Genomic DNA, 17,343 nt, shown 5'->3' with positions numbered 1-17,343 from the left:
CTCCTTTATTACGTTGTGCCATTACACCGGTTGCTGCTGGGTTAAGGCGCTATACAGTGCTTCAGGGATTGGAATAGCCTGATGCGTAATCAGTGATGTAGTGACATAGGTTTGCGTCACTTCCATGCGCAACTCGCCATCAAGGCTGGTACAGCGTTGACGTAAAGTCAGTGATTTACCGCCAATGCGTTCGACATGCAGCTCAAGCTGAACGTCATCCCCCATACGGCTAATCGCTTTAAAATCCGCCTCTAAATGCACGGTGGGCAAACCAAAACGTTGATCGAGGATGTACCCTGCAAATCCTTCAGGGAGTAATTCATCAAACCAACGCTCAATGAGATTGTTAAACATCACGAAATATTGTGGGTAAAACACGATCCCAGCAGGATCACATTCTGAAAAATTGATCCGATGGTTTCGAGAAAATGTCAGTAAACTCATGATGCTATCCTTATTCCATCGCCAAACGCTGACGGCATTTTTTCAACTCATTACCATGTTCATCCGCCAGTGCCGCTTCACGTAATTCACGTAAATTTATCGGTGCTAGCTGGCTACCATGACGTTCAACAATCTCCATCAAAACTTGGAAATTGCGCAATCCACGAGCATGGGTGTCGCTATACCCCTTAACCACTCTCTGACATTGCGCAATTTCGGTTGCTAAAGCAGGGTTGCTGCTTGCAGCTTGCACCACAGTGGCTAGCCATTTTTCAATACGATTATTTTCAAGCTGATAGCGCAGGGTTGAGCGACGCCCTCTGCGCCATGCGGCTAGCACGTATAACTGTAAGAATCCCCACAAGGAACTGGTAGTGATTGTTCGCCCCCTTTGCGTCAATTTGCGAACGGCTTTGTGTACCCAATGTGGTTTCATCAACCAATTGCCTAAATTTTTGGGAAGCGTTTCGCAAATCTCTTCGATTCTTGGATGCATAAATTCATTGATGTCGAGCAATTGGTTATCTTTCGCTTGGACTTCACTGCGTACTCGGGCAAAACGGCTATCACGAATTTTTAAGTCCGCAACGCGAATGGTGTCTTCATAGGACATCCATAGCGCTAAGTGGCGTACTAACGCACGCTGTAAACGCGGGTCATCACCGCCTTTTTGCGCAAACAGCCCTTGTAGTCGATTGAGGTACGTTTCGGCATATGCAGGGTCTTGATAATCAACCAGCCGACGAACACCTTCGGTCGCAAGGTAGTGAACATGGTCAGGAAACTGACTTTCAATCCGAGAAAGGAGAGCTGCTACATGTTTGTTTTTTGGTGTTTTTTCTACCGCTTTTGCAGATCCCGCTTGATAAGCCTCTTCAGGCTGAGCCGCTTTTTCAGCGCCCAATGCAAATGCCCGCAAACTTGGTTTCACGCCAACGCCACCACGAACGATGGTTTCTTCAAATTGTTCACGGCTAAAGGGCAGAACCCCCGAACCAAACAGCGCACCGAACAACACGGCGCTGATTACGCTGCCACTCTCTTGCGCAGCTTGTGCCATATCAAAATGCACAAACTGGCGGGCAGCTTGCCCCGCATGGCGGATCAACGCTTGGCTATCCACTCGCCCATCCCCCATTGCCGATTTTTCTGCGATGGAATAAACCCGATGGGTCGAACTAATCAGCGTGGTACGCTCCGCGGTCACAAAACCACGTTGTACCGCACGCCCAGCCTCCATCAGCTCTGAGGCCAGTACCACATCCACATCACCGGGCATTGGCATTAACGCTAAAACAGGTGAAGGGGTTTTCGGGTTATCCGCACCGGGGAATAATTCAACATAATAAATTGTTGCCCCTGTACGCTGTGCCACGCCAGGCACAGAGGTGGTTTGCGCAAAATAACCGTTATCTTCGCCAAGATTGACAATCCAGTCAGCGAGAACGCCACCACCTTCTCCACCCATCGCAAGGATGGCGATTTTGATCGGCTGTAAGGCCATTAGCGATTGAGAGGTCATTAACGGTTGAGAAGTCATTAAAGATTGAGCCATGTGCCCCCCTAGAAACTCAGTTGTTCACGGCGGCGTGCATCACGACGCTGCAAGAAACCAATAAACCAACCGCGAACACGGTGGCGCAATTTGTCCCAGCCATTTGGGTTGGTAATAATCTGAGCTTTAAAGAATGAAGGGCACAGCACTGCGGCATGAGAGACTTCACCGCATAGCCCACAGCCTACGCAACTATCCATCACTGTCGCGACAGGGTCTGTACGTAAAGGATCTGGGTTAGGTTTGATTGATAACGATGGACAACCCGATAAACGAATACAAGAGTGGTCTCCCGTGCAAGTGTCTGAATCGACACCAAAACGTTCACGGACAACTCGCTTGCCTGCTGAAACGTCATCACGAACTTTTTTCTTTTCGCGGCGCTGTTTGTTCAACATACATTCGCTTTGCGCAATTAACACTTTAGGACCGCTTTCTGTCGTCGTCAGTGCCTCACGCAGCGTATTCGTCATAGCTTTTAAATCGTAGGTACGTTTGATGGTTTTTACCCAATTAACTCCAACGCCTTTAACTGCTTTTTCAATCTCATGCCCAGTGCTGCGGGTAGAATTTAGCGCCGTTGACGATAAAATATCTTGCCCACCGGTTGCAGAGGTATAACTGTTATCAACAACAATGGTTAAGTTATCGCTACGGTTAAATACGCTGTTAGCAATACCGCTGGTTAACCCGTTGTGCCAAAAACCGCCATCGCCCATCACAGAAATCGCTCGTTTACCCGCTTTGGCATTTAATGCAGCAGCACCCGCGCCACCAAGTCCGTAACCCATCGTGGTGTTACCAAGGTTAAAAGGCGGCAGAATAGAGAATAAATGGCAGCCAATATCCGCGCTCACATGGTGTTCACCCAGTTCACGCTCAATTAGCTTCATTGCAGTAAAAATGGGACGTTCAGGGCAGCCCGTACAAAATCCAGGTGGGCGTGCATGCACCGTTTCATTCAGAGTCGGTTCCGCCGCATTCACATATTCAGGTAGGTCATCATCGGCTTTGACAGCCGCGACATTAATAGTTGGAATACGAATCTGATTTGCAGCCGCTTTCACTTGTGGCTCGATTTTGCCATAACGTTCGAAGAATGAGCGCAGCCCTGCTAATACCGTTGCGGTGTTATATTCTCCCGCCATCGGCAGCATATCTTTACCGTGTAGCGCCACATCAATATTGCGTTGACGTAAAATATTCGCCACGTTTTGCTCAACGAAATTCGGTTGCCCTTCTTCTAAAACTAAAATAGCTTTTTTATTGCGGCAAAAACGTTCAAATTCGTCATCAATCAACGGGTAAGCCACATTCATGACATACAACGGGATTTTGCTATTACCAAAAACGTCGGCTAGACCAATTTGGTTTAATGCGCGGATCAGCGTGTTGTAGTTACCACCTTGTAAGGCGATCCCCACATCTTCGGCATCTTCCGCAAAAAATTCGTTGAGTTCACGTTCTTGAATAAATTTGATGGCAGCAGGCCAGCGAGCCTCAATTTTCTCTTTTTCATGTAAAAAACTGGCTGGTGGTAACACGATGCGGCTCACGTCGCGAGTTGGGTTCTCTAGCGCGTCTTTGACCGTAAATTTTGGATATTGATTATCAGAGCATGTGAACTGCCCATGAACATGGCAAGAGCGAATACGCATTTGCAGCATAACTGGGGTATTACTGGCTTCGGAAAGATCAAAACCATCTTTAACTGCTTGAACGATGCAAGGTAAATTAGGGCGTGGGTCGAGTAGCCACATTTGGGATTTCATGGCAAATGCGTGGCTACGTTCCTGCATGATGGAGGAGCCTTCGCCGTAATCTTCACCGACGATGATCAACGCACCACCCAGTACACCGCCAGAGGCTAAGTTTGCCAATGCATCTGAAGCCACGTTAGTACCAACAGTTGCTTTGAATGTCACTGCACCACGTAAAGGGTAGTTAACTGATGCGGCCAGTGTTGCGGCAGCAGTAGCTTCACTGGCGCTATTTTCGAAGCGAATACCGTATTCCGATAAGATATCCTGCGCATCTGCCAGCACATCCATTAGGTGGGAGATGGGGGCGCCTTGATAACCTGCCACATAGGAAACCCCTGATTCGAGTAATGCTTTCGTAACGGCGAGGATCCCTTCACCGCTGAAGACTTCACCTTCACCTTGCCGTAATTTTTGAACTTCTTGAACAAACGAGCGCTCAGCCATTTTAACCTCACCAGTCAACGTCAGCACGTTGTTATCTTTTTTGTGTTTCTTTCTTGTATCCCATTTGTTAATAAATGGTCAATCCATGATTAATCATGCATATTAGATTTTTGCAGAGAGTGGATAAGAGGTGCATAGAGCGGACAAATTCATTGTAAAACAATGAAAAAATGTCATAGAAAGGGGCAATGGATAAGAATCTTCGCCAAAGAAATCTGTGGCTAAATTTCCTAATGAATCAACTAATAATCCTAATTATCACTTACAAATAGAAGGGTATTAGAGTATTCCTCTAATAAAAAATAAAATACCACCATAGATAACTTTTTGCTTAATCAATAGGTAGGTGAATATACAAAACAATATGAAAAATCATATATTTATAACTAAAAATTAATAAGAATAACTTTATTTTTTAGTTTGTTATAGAAATCACATTCAGTGAATTATCTCTATTTTTTTGCAGTATCTGGATAGTTTTTGCACAAATATGGCTAGGTAAGCAAATTCCTTTATGCTATGTTCGAAGCGTAATTGGTTAAAATTTGTTTAATAAAATGTTAATAAAATCGACCTGTGTGATAAGTCGAAGATAATAAAAAAATAACAATGAGATATCGAAATATCCCATAGTGACCCTCGAGGATCCTAGCTTATCGCGACACTCGCTAGGCAATCTATCAAGGGCACAGTGTTTACTTTGGAGGCACCTCCTTATGTTGAGCAATTCATGGCCTTACGCACCTGCACCTCAGATAGAGAACCAACTCTGTTCTTCTGAGCGATTATTATTCAGTTCTGCTGATCCTGAAGAGATTAAATCTATGGTGGGGCGTGTGATGAAGCCTCATCAATTTCAGTTACTTAACCAGCATCAGCGTCTTGATGCTCGCATGCATTACATTCCAATGGGGGATATTTCTCTCAGCCGGCTACGCTATGGGGCAGATGTCGCTATCACCCCTGGACAACTGGAAGATTTTTTCCTGGTGCAAATGCCATTATCAGGTAGTGCAATTATCGAAAGTGGCGGGAAAACTTTAGAATCCACACCACAAATGGCTTCTTTGCTTAGCCCAGAAGAGTCTACGGTGATGCGTTGGAACAGTGACAATGACCAATTTATGCTACGAATTTCTCGTTCTTTATTAGAACGTACGTTGGTTGGGCAGCTTGGGCATACCTTAGAGAAACCATTAGTTTTTGAATTAGGGTTTGCTTGGCAGTCTTGTATTGCATGGCGTACGTTGATGAATTATTTGGTTGAATGCGCTACACGTACACCTGATTTACTGCAGCATAAACTGATAACCACCCAAGTAGAGCAGTTGGTTTCTGTTACCCTACTTTCCACCCACCAGCATAATTATTTAGAAGATTCTGGTATGCGCCGTGCCACCATTCGCCCGCGTCATGTGCGCCGCGTTCAAGAGTACCTAGAAGCACACGCCCATGAACCGATTACCGTTGAACAACTCGCCCATATTGCTGGCGTCAGTTTGCGCAGCTTATATGCCGGTTTTAAAGAGTTTTTAGATATTAGCCCAATGCAATATTTACGTGATTTGCGTATGGAGCGAGTTCGAGCCGAATTGATGTCAGGGGAAGCCACCAGCGTGACTGGCGTGGCACTACGCTGGGGATTCGCCCACATGGGACGGTTTAGTGCAGAATATAAGCAACGCTATGGAGAGAGCCCAAGCCAAAGTATGAAAAAAGCGTAAATTCACGTATTAAAACCTATCTAGGTTAAAGTGACCGTATGGCTGATTAGCAAGCTGTACGGTCATTTTTTCATATATGAAAGACTCGACTATCACCTGAAAATGAAAATAGGTAATAGGAATTATGTACTTCAATATCAGCAGCCTTTCGGCTGCCAATATTGAGGAGGAAGGAATTAAAACGGAATAGACGCTTTGAGGTAAATTTGTGAACCTTCAGGACGGTTTTTCACAGAAAAATCCTTCTCCCACTTCGCCGTAAATAGCCAACCTTGTGGGTTTGCATAACGGATTGAAGGACCGACTGCGAAAGCTTGAGCCTTACCTTGCGCTGAGTTTGGACCACTGTCATTGGTGGTTTGCATAAATCCATAACCCCCAACACCCGCGACCCAGCCATTACCAAAGCCCCAGCCTAATGCATAATCGGCGTGGAATGCTTGCCCTGAACGCGTGTCCGTATCATTGTTACGGAAGTTAAAGTCATACATCATTTTTAAATCCGCATTCACCCCGACAGGAGGAATGTAGCTGATTGCCCACACCGGCTGTAATACCCAGTAATTTTTCCCTAAACTTGATGGGTCGGTTTTACTGTATTTTCCGGTTGGCGCGTAAGCATCCAGCCCTAAGACATAATGCAAGTCAGCGGAAGGATGGAAACCGAGTGCGGGACCAAAAGTAATATCCCCGAGTCCACGACTGGTTTCTTTATTCCCCGCCGCCTTCGCCGTCACATCCAACAAAGGAAGGATGGTATGAAACGCTAAATCGCCACCAAACACTTTTTGGTCAGTTACCCAGATAAAACGTGGTGCGAGTACGTTCACATTCACACTAAACCCGGGGATTGGAATTTTATCGCCTTTGTTGTCGCGAACACTGTCATAGTGGGCATTTCCACCATAGACCAACACATGGACACCTTGCGGTGGCAGTGCGCCAGACATAAAGTTTTCTAGCCCATCAGGGTAGATCCCAAGACCGCCCCCTTCTGTTGCGACAGCACCAAATGACAGTGCACCCAAGCACGAGCCGACGAGCAGCTTATTCACCATTTCTTTATTCATCATTTACCTGCCGCTGTAGTGGTTTTATGATATTTTTTATATGTTTACTTTGATGTTTACTTGTATGTTTGCTGTGTTTGTCTTGCCTTGAATTGATTCAGGCCCATTCTCTATTACCGCTTTTTCTTCGCTGCTAATTTCTCAGCGACTAAATACCCAGAGCCCCCGCCAAGACCGGGACCCGGATGGGTTGATGCCCCAATATGGAACAGATTTTTGACTGCTGTTTGATGTGCTTTGGTCTGCCCTGAAGCGGCAAACGGTCGCAACCAAAAGAATTGATCTGGCGAACAAGTTCCTGAGTAAGGATCCCCCCCCACCAGATTGCAGTTATAACGCTCAAGATCGGCTGGGGAAATTGCTTTACGACCGACTATCAAATCAGACACCCCCGGCATCACCATTTCCAAACGCTGCTGAATGCGATCGGCAACTGCTTCACGCACCGCATCATTCCAACGGCCATCTTCAGGGATTGCAATTTCTCCCGCTGCATCCCCTTTAAGATGGCGAGGCAGTTCCTGCATTTGGATCCACAAGATCCACCCGCCTTCAGGAGCTCGGCTTGGGTCTAATGTGGTAGGTTGGCCAATCCCAAATGTCGGGCGATCCGGTAGATAGCCATTATTGGCTTGCGTGACAGATAAGCACACTTGTTCCATGCTCTCTGTGAAATGAACCAACGGCACATTCAGTAATTCAGGGTTACACCAAGGTGGCGGCGCGCTTAGCGCAAAATGGATTTGCATCCCACCGCGACCATAACGATAACCTTTCGCCCGCTGCTTCACTTGTGGTGAAACCTCATCAAGCAAGCCGCCATATAGCTGGGTTGGTGTTACGTTGCACACCACACTTTCGCTCGCAGGGATAAACTGTCCATTCACACGAACCCCTGTGGCGCGGCTATTTTTACCGCTGCCTTGTGTGATGATCTTCTCCACATGGGCGTTGGTACGTAACTCACCACCATGTTGCTCAATCACTTTGGTGAACGCATCGACAATTCGATAGCTGCCACCTTTGACAACGGGCATTCCACCCGCCACAACCGCGGCAAACGTCAGTTTACCAATCAGCGCCGAGCTGGCTTCATCAGGCCCTAACCCCGTATGCAGCACCCACGGCGCCATCAACGCACGGCTAAAATCATGCTGTAATTCCCGCTCAGACCAGCGACGAAAACTTTCCACACCAGATTTAGCAAAATCCAGCAAGCCATCAACACCGCGTTTGCGCCACTCGGAAAACAGCAACTTGAACATGCCGCCGCTGTAGGGGTTTTGCCCTAATAAACCAAATGTCAGTGCGGCATCTTCGCTAAACAGTTTTTCTGCCATTTGACGAAACGCTAAGCCATCTCCGGGGGCGATAGCATCTAGCTGCTTAGCAGCCTGCGCAATATCCCGCTTTAATGCCACAGATTTGCCATCAGGTTGCACCAATCCAGTGGAATAATCGCATTGCGCGAACTCCAAACCCTGTTGTTGAAGCAATGGCGCTAACTCTTGGTAGCCTGGGCTACCAACGAACAGTGAATACCAGCATGAAAGTAAGTCGTGAGTGTAGCCTTCAAATAACGCTTCGGTACGAATACAACCGCCAAGGCGGTCGTTACGTTCCAGAACCAAAACCGATTTCCCACGCACCGCCAATAAGGCGGCGCACATCAGCGAATTCATCCCGCTACCGACCACGATCACTTGGGGATTGGATAAGGTCGCCATACCTCACCCCACCAGCGCAAGCACGCGTAATGGGCTGCCCGAACCGCCTTCAATTTTCAGGGGCGCAGCGACGATCACCACTCCAGTAGCCGGTAGTTGGTCGAGGTTTTTCAAGCATTGCAGACCGTATTTATTGTTGCCGTGCATTAACGTGTGGCACGGGTATGGCACAGGCCAGCTGTAAGATTGCCCCGCATCCGTATTGATAGTTTCAACCCCAAAACCTTTGACATCACGCTGGTGGATAAGCCATTCAACCGCTTCTTGAGAAGGACCCGGTGTATGAGCGCCATCTTCGCGCATATTCACATACGCTTCTGGGTTATCGGACTTTTTCGACCAATCCGTACGTAGTAAAACCCATGCCGCTTTTGGAATTTTGCCGTGTTTCTCTTCCCACTTTTGCAGGAAATCCACAGTTAAGACCCAATCGGGGTTTTGCGCGACTTCTTTACTTGCGTCAACGACGACCGCTGGGGCAATAAAGTGGTGGAGCGGGATGGTATCAACGGTGTTTTTTGGCTGATCTTTACCACTGATCCAATGAATGGGAGCATCAAAGTGGGTACCGGTGTGCTCACCGCAGCTAAAATTGTTCCAATACCAAGCGGGACCATTCTCATCATAACGGGAAATTTGCTCCATTTTGAATGACCACACTTGCCCAAACTCAGCTGGCAGTTGCAATGCCGGAAATGAAGGCGATAAGGTTTGTGTCAGGTCGATAATCTGAATATTGCCTTTTTGTAACTCGCTGGCGAATGACATCAAAGTTTGCTGTTCCATACTATCTCCTGCGCCTATTGCGCTTCATGTAGGGCGGTAAATGTGCCGCCATGGAAAACTAAAGGCTTGCCCGTTTCACTACCGATACGGCGCACATGTCCCACCATCAATAAGTGATCGCCAATATGATCTTGCTTGTGGTTTTCACACACTAAGGTGGCGATCGCGCCGTGTAAGGCGGGGATCCCTTCTGGCGTGATGTGTACGGCGACATCTTCGAATTTGTTTTCGATTCGAGGATTAGCAAAACGCATTGCTAACTCTTGGTGATCTTTGCCTAAGATATTGATCGTGAAATGTTGGCAATCACGAAATACCGCGAGATTGGGCGAATGGTTAACTAAACTCCATAGCACCAAAGGCGGGTCGAGCGACAGTGACGCAAATGAGTTGATGGTCAACCCAACGTCACGTCCATCAGGGGTGCGAGTGGTCACAACCGCTACCCCTGTGGGGTAGCAGCCTAGTAAATTGCGTAAGGTTTTCGATTCAAACTCGGTATAACCCCATTCGCTTTCGCACATAAGCGTGTCCTCTGCAATCATCGACATACTGATTTCTCCTACGAAGCGCGAACTTCTTCTTGCATCAGAGATTGAATATAGGCATCGCAGGCATGGGCATCATGCCACCATGGTGCAAGAACTGGCGGATAGTTAAAGGCGTTCGCGATGGTGTGCGCTAAGGTTGGCAGTTGTTGCGCTGCACCTAATGCATTAAGAACATGCGGCTGTGGCGGCGCCAATAGAGCGTTCGTCCACTCCACCACATGGCGACCGTATTTCCAGAATTGCTCAAACGTGTCGTTCATCCACTCCGCCGTATACGGCTTGTCACCACGGGCTAAAATAGCGTCGTAGTAGACTTTGCTGGCTTTCGTGGCGTTATTCGATCCTTGTCCAGTCAGTGGATCGTTGGTCACTAATGCATCCCCTAAACCAAAGACAATTTTGCCTGATGGCAGCGTGAGAACTGGCTTACGGACTGTTGGGGCAAAGCGCCCTGCCAGAATGCCATTTTCGTCAGTTAACTCCACATGGCGGCAGCGTTCTGCTTCCCACGGTAAATAGGTATCAATGATTTTTTTGCTGTAGGCCAAATGCTCTTGTGGGGTACGCGCCTCTCCCCATTGATCCATCGGCCCACCCGGTACACCTTCAAAAACCATGATGTGGCAGTCACCGCTATTGGTTAGAGATGGGAACACAAAGTATTCCCCCACTCCTGGTATCAGGTTGAAGGAGACTTGGGAGAATTCAGGAGTTGGCAGCATGCCGTGAACGTACGTGAGTGCTAACGCACGCTGAGGTTTATCATACGGAGAACGGATAGGGTCACGTTCTAGCAGCTTAACGATTTCCCCTTTTCCTCCCGCTAAAATCACTAAATCGTGAGTTTCAGCGAGTTTTTCTAACTCTGCTACACCCACATCTTCAATCATCAAGTTGCCACCGCGAGCGGCAAATAACTCCAGCCAGTAAGGCATTTTGATACGCTGATCAACGGCTTGAGCGTAATTATCGATACGTGAGCGCCAGCTAATGGCTTTTTCACCTGCCTTTTCAGGATGCGGGACAGTAAAACCAATACCTTCTACTGGCGGACATTTGTCTTCCCAGAAGTTGATCCCTAAATCGCGCTCAAATTGCAGCGAAATATCGAACATACATTGGCTGGACATCACGCGACCATTTTTCACATCATCTGGAGTACGGTTGGTGGCAACCGTCACGTCATAACCTTTGTCCAGCAGCCCTAATGCCAATGGCATACCCGCCTGACCACCACCTACGATTGCAATACGACGCATAGTGAATTCCTCGATAAAATTAAAATCAGGGTGTCTTATTCAGCAAGACGGGGAATGGCGGGTTTCGCCTGTTCAGGTCCCATGGCGGAATATCCACCATCGACCGCGTAATCTGCGCCAGTGACAAAACTCGCCAACTCAGACAGTAGGAATGCCACAACTTGAGCCACCTCTTCAGGGTCGCCAACACGTTGTAAAAGATGATAATCCGCCGCGACACGGTCGGTTTTTTGGCGATCGCCACCCGTCAATTCGTCCATCACCCGAGACCATGTCCAACCGGGGGAAACAGAATTGACGCGAATACCGTCGAGGGCATAATCCATCGCTTGGCTACGCGTCACTTCTAGCATGGCGGCTTTCGATGCGGGATAGAGCCAGCGACCCGTTTGCGCCACCGAAGAGGAGATACTGGTGAAGTTTACAATTGCACCTTTGCCCGCTTTGGCTAGATGGGGCTTGGCAAATTGCGCTGCCATCACAGCGCTCACCACATTGATATTTAATGCCGTTAGCCAGTCTTGACGTGAAGAGGCTTGACCGTCATCCAGATAGGTGGCGGCCAGATTAACCAAAAAATCGAGTTGACCATATTTTTGCGCAACGCGGTCAATGCCTTGCTTTAACTGTTGGTCATCAGTGATATCTACGGGTAGAAAATCAATGTTGGGCTCCGATTGCGCCACTCTTTCCCCATTGGTTTTGTCGATATCAAAAATGGTGACTTTGACCCCATAGGAACATAAGATTTTTGCCACGGTTGCGCCGATTTTGGTTGCACCACCCGTCACGATGGCAATTTTATTATTCAGACCTTTCATCGCTGTGCCCTCTTTGCTCTCATTCGTTCACAAAAAATTAACATGACGAATCATTACGCAAAAAAGGCAAAAATCGGTAGCCCATATGCGCAAAGATTATCCACACAGCGCGGCTATTTCGTTAATAACATGATGATAATACAGAACAAATAGCCACATCTTGCTGTGGCTATCCAGATAGTGAAAAGTGTGATTTAAGGACGTTCGAGGATTTGGGCGCCCGAACCCTGATGACCTAAGATATCTTCAGGGTTGCGCAATGGGCAATCTTTGAGAGACAAACAACCACAACCAATACAGTGATCCAACTCATTGCGCAATCGAGTTAACTGTTTGATTCGTCTATCTAATGAACTTTTCCATTCCGTTGACATCCCTTTCCACTCTTCCGCGGTCAACTTGCTGTTTGCCGGAAACTGACCCAGTGCATCTTGGATCTCTTTGAGGGGAATACCTGTGCTTTGTGCCACTTTGATAATGGCAATGTAGCGTAAAACCACAGGTGGAAAACGCCGTTGATTCCCTTGTGTTCGGGTACTTTGAATCAGCCCTTTCGCCTCATAGAAATGTACGGTAGAAACCGGAACGCCTGCGCGCTTAGCCACTTCTCCTACCGTCAGTGCCCGTGAAAAATCCACCTTTTCAGCGGCAATTTTTCGCGTTTTTATCGTATTCATGGTTTTACCCACCATTTCTTCTTTCCCCCTATTGACCTCAACTTAACTTAAGGTTTTATAGTGCCAGCCTCTTTAATTGTCAATTTAAGATGCCAATGATAATGAATAAAAAAACGCTAACTTTGCTATGTGCAGGGCTTCTCTCCGTAGGTGGAGGAGCCGCCATTTACTCGACTTACGCCAGCTCAGACGATAAGCCACAAGCGGCTTATCAGTATCCTCCAGTGAAAGTGGCTCTTGCTCCCGTCACCTTGGCTAATGCTCCACGCACTTTTTACGGTGTGGGGGAATTAGAAGCGGGTAGTCAGGTGTTTGTAGCCGCAGAAACCAGTGGGCGCATCACCAAAATTGGTTTTGAATCCGGTCAACAGGTCAAAAAAGGGCAATTATTAGTGCAGCTCAATGATGCGGTGGAACGTGCAGATTTAGCTCGCTATCAAGCACAATACCGCAATGCTGCCCGCCTATATGACAGAACCCGTTCTCTGTCTGCGCAACATTTAGTGGCAGAAGCGCAGGTGGATAGCACCCGTGCCGAGCGCGATATGGCGCAAGGGCTGATTCAGCAAACCCAAGCGCTGATTGCACAAAAAGCCATTTATGCCCCTTTCGATGGCACGATTGGTATTCGCCAAGTCCATGAAGGCCAATACCTTAGTCCTGGTGAAGCGATAGCCAGCCTTGTGGATACCCAAACGTTGAAGCTGAATTTCTCATTGGATGAGCAAGCCTCCCCGGAATTGCATCAAGGGCAAGTGGTGGATATCACCGTCGATGCTTACCCCGATACACCATTCCCCGCCAAAGTGACGGCGATTGATCCGTTGATTGGCAAATCCCGAACAATTGCGTTGCAAGCTACGCTCGATAACAGCAATGGCAAGCTAAAAGCGGGTATGTACGCCAATGTCACTGTAGTGCGACAAGCCAACAATGCAGTGCTGACCATTCCTGAAACAGCGGTCACTTACACCGCTTATGGGGATACGGTATTTATCGCTGAAGGTACTGGGGACACCATGACGGTCAAACGCGTTTCCGTGAAAACGGGGCAGCGTTTTGATGGCAATATCGAAATTGAACACGGACTTGCCGAGGGCGACCAAGTGGTCAGTTCTGGCCAGCTACGTCTGAATAATGGCTCTGCCATTACCCCTATCGCTCAAAATACATTATCTGAAACTCCGCAAGGTTCCTAAGGACGGTGCTATGAAATTTACGGACCTGTTTGTGCGCCGACCGGTATTGGCTTTAGTCGTCAGTGCCTTAATTGTATTGATCGGGCTGTTTGCGCTGAGTAAATTACCCATTCGCCAATATCCTCAATTAGAAAGTTCAACCATCACAATTACCACGCAATATCCGGGCGCATCGGCAAAATTAATGCAGGGGTTTGTGACTCAGCCGATTGCCCAAGCGGTCTCTTCCGTTGAAGGGGTTGATTACCTCTCCTCATCATCCGTTCAAGGCAGCAGCCTTGTGACGGTTCGCATGGAGCTAAACCGCGATTCAACCCAAGCTCTCACCCAAGTGATGGCGAAGGTGAACCAAGTACGTTATAAGTTACCGAAAGAGGCCTATGACCCTGTGATTGAGCTCTCTTCAGGAGAGTCCACTGCCGTCGCTTATATTGGTTTTTCCAGTACCGAACTTTCGATTCCCGCACTAACCGATTACCTTTCCCGCGTGGTAGAACCAATGTATTCCGCCATTGATGGCGTAGCGAAAGTGCAAGTATTTGGCGGGCAACAACTGGCGATGCGTTTATGGCTGGATGCGGATAAGCTCGCGGGTCGCGGCATTTCAGCGGCTGAGGTCGCCCAAGCGGTGCGCCAAAATAACTATCAAGCAGCTCCCGGTAAGGTGAAGGGTGAGTTTGTCATTTCTAACGTGTATGTGAACACCGATTTAACCAATGTGGATGAATTTCGCGATTTGGTGATCCGCAATGATGGTAACGGATTGGTACGCTTAAAGGATGTGGGTACCATTGAGCTGGGGGCAGCATCTACAGAAACCAGCGGTTTAATGAACGGGGAACCTGCCATTTACTTAGGTTTATTTGCAACCCCAACCGGTAACCCGCTGGTGATTGTAGATGGCATGAATAAGTTAATGCCAGATATCATCAAAACCCTGCCGCCGGGGGTAAAAGTGGAAATGGCCTTTGAAACTTCACGGTTTATTAAAGCCTCCATCGACCAAGTGATCCACACCCTTGTTGAAGCCCTACTGATTGTTATCGCCGTGATTTATCTGTGCCTTGGTTCGATTCGCAGCGTAATTATTCCTATTCTTGCCATCCCGCTGTCTATGCTGGGTGCAGCGGCATTGATGATGGCGTTCGGCTTTAGTATTAACTTGCTGACCTTACTGGCGATGGTACTGGCGATTGGGTTGGTGGTGGATGATGCCATTGTGGTGGTGGAAAACGTGCATCGCCATATTGAGGAAGGAAAATCCCCTGTTTTGGCAGCCTTGATCGGCGCTCGTGAGGTAGCAGGTCCCGTTATCGCGATGACCATTACCCTCGCTGCGGTGTATGCACCGATTGGCTTAATGTCTGGATTAACAGGGGCATTGTTTAAAGAGTTTGCGCTCACGTTAGCGGGCGCGGTGATTGTATCTGGCATCGTGGCGTTAACCCTCTCCCCTGTCATGAGTTCGTTTATGTTGAACTCAAAACAGAATGAAGGGCGCATGGCGCGAATGGCAGAAACCTTCTTCGAGACCCTTGCCCATTACTATACGGCGGTGCTGAATTTCTCATTGAAAAACCGCTGGATCACCGGAATTTTAGCTATCGGCGTCGTGATCAGCCTGCCGATGTTGTATCAATCCGCACCGCGAGAGCTGGCCCCAGTTGAAGACCAATCGAGCGTCTTAACGGCAATTAAGTCTCCGCAGCATGCCAACCTTGAGTATGTGGAGCGTTTCTCCCGTAAATTACACGATGTGTTTATGGAGCTACCCGAAACGGAAAGTACGTGGATTATTAACGGTACCGATGGCCCATCAGCCAGTTTCGGAGGCACAAACTTAACGTCTTGGGAGCAACGAGAGCGCCCTGCGTCGGCGATCCAATCAGATTTACAAAATCGTGTTGGCGATGTGGAAGGTAACAGTATCTTTGTGTTCCAGTTACCTGCATTACCCGGCTCTACGGGCGGATTGCCTATTCAGATGGTGCTAAAAAGCCCACAAGATTATCCGGTGCTATATCGCACCATGGAAGAGATTAAACAGCAAGCTCGTGAAAGTGGCCTGTTTATGGTGGTAGATAGCGACCTCGACTATAACAACCCTGTGGTTGAGGTTCGCATTAATCGTTCGAAAGCCAATAGTTTAGGCATTCGTATGCAGGATATTGGTGAGTCCCTAACGTTGCTGGTGGGTGAGAATTATATCAACCGCTTTGGCATGGATGGACGCTCTTATGATGTGATACCGCAAAGCCTACGCAGCCAGCGACTGACGCCTGAAGCGTTATCCCGCCATTATGTTAAGTCCGAAGATGGCAGCATGATCCCGCTGTCGACGGTGGTGGATATTTCAACGCAAGTAGAGCCGAATAAATTGTCTCAGTTTAATCAGCAAAATGCCGCCATTTTCCAAGCGATCCCTGCACCGGGCGTTACCATAGGGCAAGCGGTGGCGTATCTCGATGAGATAGCCAGTGAGCTGCCAGCTGGTTTTAGCCATGATTGGCAATCTGATTCGCGCCAATATAAACAAGAAGGAAACACCCTCGCCTTCGCGTTTATGGCGGCGCTGCTCATTATCTATTTAGTGCTCGCGGCTCAGTATGAAAGTTTAGTAGATCCGTTGATTATCTTAATTACCGTTCCGCTTTCTATCTGTGGTGCCTTGATTCCGCTGGCATTGGGTTATGCCACCCTCAATATTTATACCCAAATTGGCTTAGTTACCTTGATCGGGCTAATCAGTAAACACGGGATCTTGATGGTGGAGTTTGCCAATGAGCTGCAAGCTAACGAAGGGTTAGATAAACGCCATGCCATTTTAAAAGCAGCACAAATCCGTTTACGCCCAATTTTGATGACGACGGCAGCAATGGTTATCGGTTTAGTTCCTCTTCTGTTCGCGACTGGCGCTGGAGCAAATAGCCGCTTTGGGCTGGGTTTGGTGATTGTCACAGGCATGCTGGTGGGGACGTTATTTACCCTGTTTGTGTTGCCAACTATCTATTCCGTGCTCGCACGTAATCACAGCGCAACAGCGTTAACCCCAAGACGTTATGAGCTGGCTGAAGCTAACCGTTTAATTAAACACTCTGAGGAGACGGCACCATGAATTTATCATCGTTAAACCATCTTTCACTTGTTCCCGCTCGCAAGGAAAAGCGAAGCGTTCATGATAAACGGTCAGCTCATGACAGCAAATCAGCAGGTTCTGTGGCTAATCCTATGAGCAACAGTGTGGCAATGATGATGATTTATCATCCTTATCCGGTATGGAAAACGCGCTCCGACGCAACTAACCGATGGCGTAAATAGTGTTC

14 protein-coding genes are annotated in these 17,343 nt (G+C 47.9%); 4 read left to right on the top strand and 10 right to left on the bottom strand.

Features of this window, described 5'->3' with window-relative positions; genetic code table 11:
- Positions 1–21: 21 nt before the first annotated feature.
- From HFU86_RS02895 to HFU86_RS02885, 3 genes are read right to left on the bottom strand one after another with little or no spacing between them, the layout of a single operon-like run.
- Positions 22–444: an acyl-CoA thioesterase gene (locus tag HFU86_RS02895; RefSeq protein WP_108479306.1), complete on the bottom strand. Its 423-nt coding sequence runs from the start codon at positions 442–444 to the stop codon at positions 22–24.
- 10 nt (positions 445–454) lie between these two features.
- Positions 455–1,999 (bottom strand): indolepyruvate oxidoreductase subunit beta family protein, encoded by a 1,545-nt coding sequence (locus HFU86_RS02890; protein WP_243699017.1) that lies wholly within the window; start codon positions 1,997–1,999, stop codon positions 455–457.
- Between the two features lie 8 nt (positions 2,000–2,007).
- Positions 2,008–4,206 (bottom strand): thiamine pyrophosphate-dependent enzyme, encoded by a 2,199-nt coding sequence (locus HFU86_RS02885; RefSeq protein WP_036955520.1) that lies wholly within the window; start codon positions 4,204–4,206, stop codon positions 2,008–2,010.
- 716 nt (positions 4,207–4,922) lie between these two features.
- On the opposite strand from HFU86_RS02885, the gene HFU86_RS02880 reads away from it, so the two are divergent.
- Positions 4,923–5,930 (top strand): AraC family transcriptional regulator, encoded by a 1,008-nt coding sequence (locus HFU86_RS02880; protein WP_036955273.1) that lies wholly within the window; start codon positions 4,923–4,925, stop codon positions 5,928–5,930.
- Positions 5,931–6,106: 176 nt separating this feature from the next.
- On the opposite strand, the gene HFU86_RS02875 is transcribed toward HFU86_RS02880, so the two are convergent.
- The 7 genes from HFU86_RS02875 to soxR all read right to left on the bottom strand — a co-directional run bounded on the left by HFU86_RS02875 (position 6,107) and on the right by soxR (position 12,821).
- On the bottom strand, positions 6,107–7,003 hold the full coding sequence (locus HFU86_RS02875) for a SphA family protein (RefSeq protein WP_036955277.1): 897 nt from the start codon (positions 7,001–7,003) through the stop codon (positions 6,107–6,109).
- A 110-nt stretch (positions 7,004–7,113) separates the two neighbouring features.
- The gene (locus HFU86_RS02870) at positions 7,114–8,727 is read right to left on the bottom strand and encodes a phytoene desaturase family protein (protein ID WP_187128695.1); all 1,614 of its coding nucleotides are present in this window, start codon (positions 8,725–8,727) and stop codon (positions 7,114–7,116) included.
- Between the two features lie 3 nt (positions 8,728–8,730).
- Positions 8,731–9,513 (bottom strand): cyclase family protein, encoded by a 783-nt coding sequence (locus HFU86_RS02865; protein ID WP_036955285.1) that lies wholly within the window; start codon positions 9,511–9,513, stop codon positions 8,731–8,733.
- 14 nt (positions 9,514–9,527) lie between these two features.
- On the bottom strand, positions 9,528–10,064 hold the full coding sequence (locus HFU86_RS02860; protein ID WP_255425930.1) for a flavin reductase family protein: 537 nt from the start codon (positions 10,062–10,064) through the stop codon (positions 9,528–9,530).
- A gap of 11 nt (positions 10,065–10,075) precedes the next feature.
- A complete protein-coding gene (locus HFU86_RS02855) occupies positions 10,076–11,323 on the bottom strand; it encodes a styrene monooxygenase/indole monooxygenase family protein (RefSeq protein WP_108479303.1) in 1,248 nt (415 codons plus the stop codon).
- A gap of 35 nt (positions 11,324–11,358) precedes the next feature.
- On the bottom strand, positions 11,359–12,144 hold the full coding sequence (locus tag HFU86_RS02850) for an SDR family oxidoreductase (RefSeq protein WP_187128694.1): 786 nt from the start codon (positions 12,142–12,144) through the stop codon (positions 11,359–11,361).
- Positions 12,145–12,338: 194 nt separating this feature from the next.
- Positions 12,339–12,821 carry a redox-sensitive transcriptional activator SoxR gene (gene soxR, locus HFU86_RS02845; protein ID WP_187128693.1) on the bottom strand — a complete coding sequence of 161 codons (483 nt, stop codon included), beginning with the start codon at positions 12,819–12,821 and terminating at the stop codon, positions 12,339–12,341.
- A gap of 101 nt (positions 12,822–12,922) precedes the next feature.
- On the opposite strand from soxR, the gene HFU86_RS02840 reads away from it, so the two are divergent.
- From HFU86_RS02840 to HFU86_RS02830, 3 genes are read left to right on the top strand one after another with little or no spacing between them, the layout of a single operon-like run.
- Positions 12,923–14,020, top strand: coding sequence for an efflux RND transporter periplasmic adaptor subunit (locus HFU86_RS02840; protein WP_187128692.1), 1,098 nt, complete (start codon positions 12,923–12,925; stop codon positions 14,018–14,020).
- 10 nt (positions 14,021–14,030) lie between these two features.
- Entirely contained in the window at positions 14,031–17,135 is a 3,105-nt protein-coding gene (locus tag HFU86_RS02835; protein WP_187128691.1) for a MexW/MexI family multidrug efflux RND transporter permease subunit, read from the top strand.
- Positions 17,132–17,338 carry a hypothetical protein gene (locus HFU86_RS02830; RefSeq protein ID WP_132497106.1) on the top strand — a complete coding sequence of 69 codons (207 nt, stop codon included), beginning with the start codon at positions 17,132–17,134 and terminating at the stop codon, positions 17,336–17,338. Before HFU86_RS02835 ends, HFU86_RS02830 begins: the two co-directional genes overlap by 4 nt.
- Positions 17,339–17,343 lie beyond the last annotated feature (5 nt).

The organism is Providencia sp. JUb39, assembly GCF_012272845.1.
Classification (GTDB): Bacteria; Pseudomonadota; Gammaproteobacteria; order Enterobacterales; family Enterobacteriaceae; genus Providencia; species Providencia lanzhouensis.
This window is presented reverse-complemented; position numbering and strand designations above follow the sequence as displayed.

What these genes read in the sequence shown, in the direction of transcription:
- soxR (WP_187128693.1), bottom strand. Translation starts at nt 12,821, where the DNA reads ATGAATACGATAAAAACGCGAAAAATTGCCGCTGAAAAGGTGGATTTT.
- HFU86_RS02855 (WP_108479303.1), bottom strand. Translation starts at nt 11,323, where the DNA reads ATGCGTCGTATTGCAATCGTAGGTGGTGGTCAGGCGGGTATGCCATTG.
- HFU86_RS02880 (WP_036955273.1), top strand. Translation starts at nt 4,923, where the DNA reads ATGTTGAGCAATTCATGGCCTTACGCACCTGCACCTCAGATAGAGAAC.
- HFU86_RS02850 (WP_187128694.1), bottom strand. Translation starts at nt 12,144, where the DNA reads ATGAAAGGTCTGAATAATAAAATTGCCATCGTGACGGGTGGTGCAACC.
- HFU86_RS02860 (WP_255425930.1), bottom strand. Translation starts at nt 10,064, where the DNA reads ATGTCGATGATTGCAGAGGACACGCTTATGTGCGAAAGCGAATGGGGT.
- HFU86_RS02885 (WP_036955520.1), bottom strand. Translation starts at nt 4,206, where the DNA reads ATGGCTGAGCGCTCGTTTGTTCAAGAAGTTCAAAAATTACGGCAAGGT.
- HFU86_RS02870 (WP_187128695.1), bottom strand. Translation starts at nt 8,727, where the DNA reads ATGGCGACCTTATCCAATCCCCAAGTGATCGTGGTCGGTAGCGGGATG.
- HFU86_RS02895 (WP_108479306.1), bottom strand. Translation starts at nt 444, where the DNA reads ATGAGTTTACTGACATTTTCTCGAAACCATCGGATCAATTTTTCAGAA.
- HFU86_RS02890 (WP_243699017.1), bottom strand. Translation starts at nt 1,999, where the DNA reads ATGGCTCAATCTTTAATGACTTCTCAACCGTTAATGACCTCTCAATCG.
- HFU86_RS02865 (WP_036955285.1), bottom strand. Translation starts at nt 9,513, where the DNA reads ATGGAACAGCAAACTTTGATGTCATTCGCCAGCGAGTTACAAAAAGGC.
- HFU86_RS02830 (WP_132497106.1), top strand. Translation starts at nt 17,132, where the DNA reads ATGAATTTATCATCGTTAAACCATCTTTCACTTGTTCCCGCTCGCAAG.
- HFU86_RS02875 (WP_036955277.1), bottom strand. Translation starts at nt 7,003, where the DNA reads ATGATGAATAAAGAAATGGTGAATAAGCTGCTCGTCGGCTCGTGCTTG.
- HFU86_RS02840 (WP_187128692.1), top strand. Translation starts at nt 12,923, where the DNA reads ATGAATAAAAAAACGCTAACTTTGCTATGTGCAGGGCTTCTCTCCGTA.
- HFU86_RS02835 (WP_187128691.1), top strand. Translation starts at nt 14,031, where the DNA reads ATGAAATTTACGGACCTGTTTGTGCGCCGACCGGTATTGGCTTTAGTC.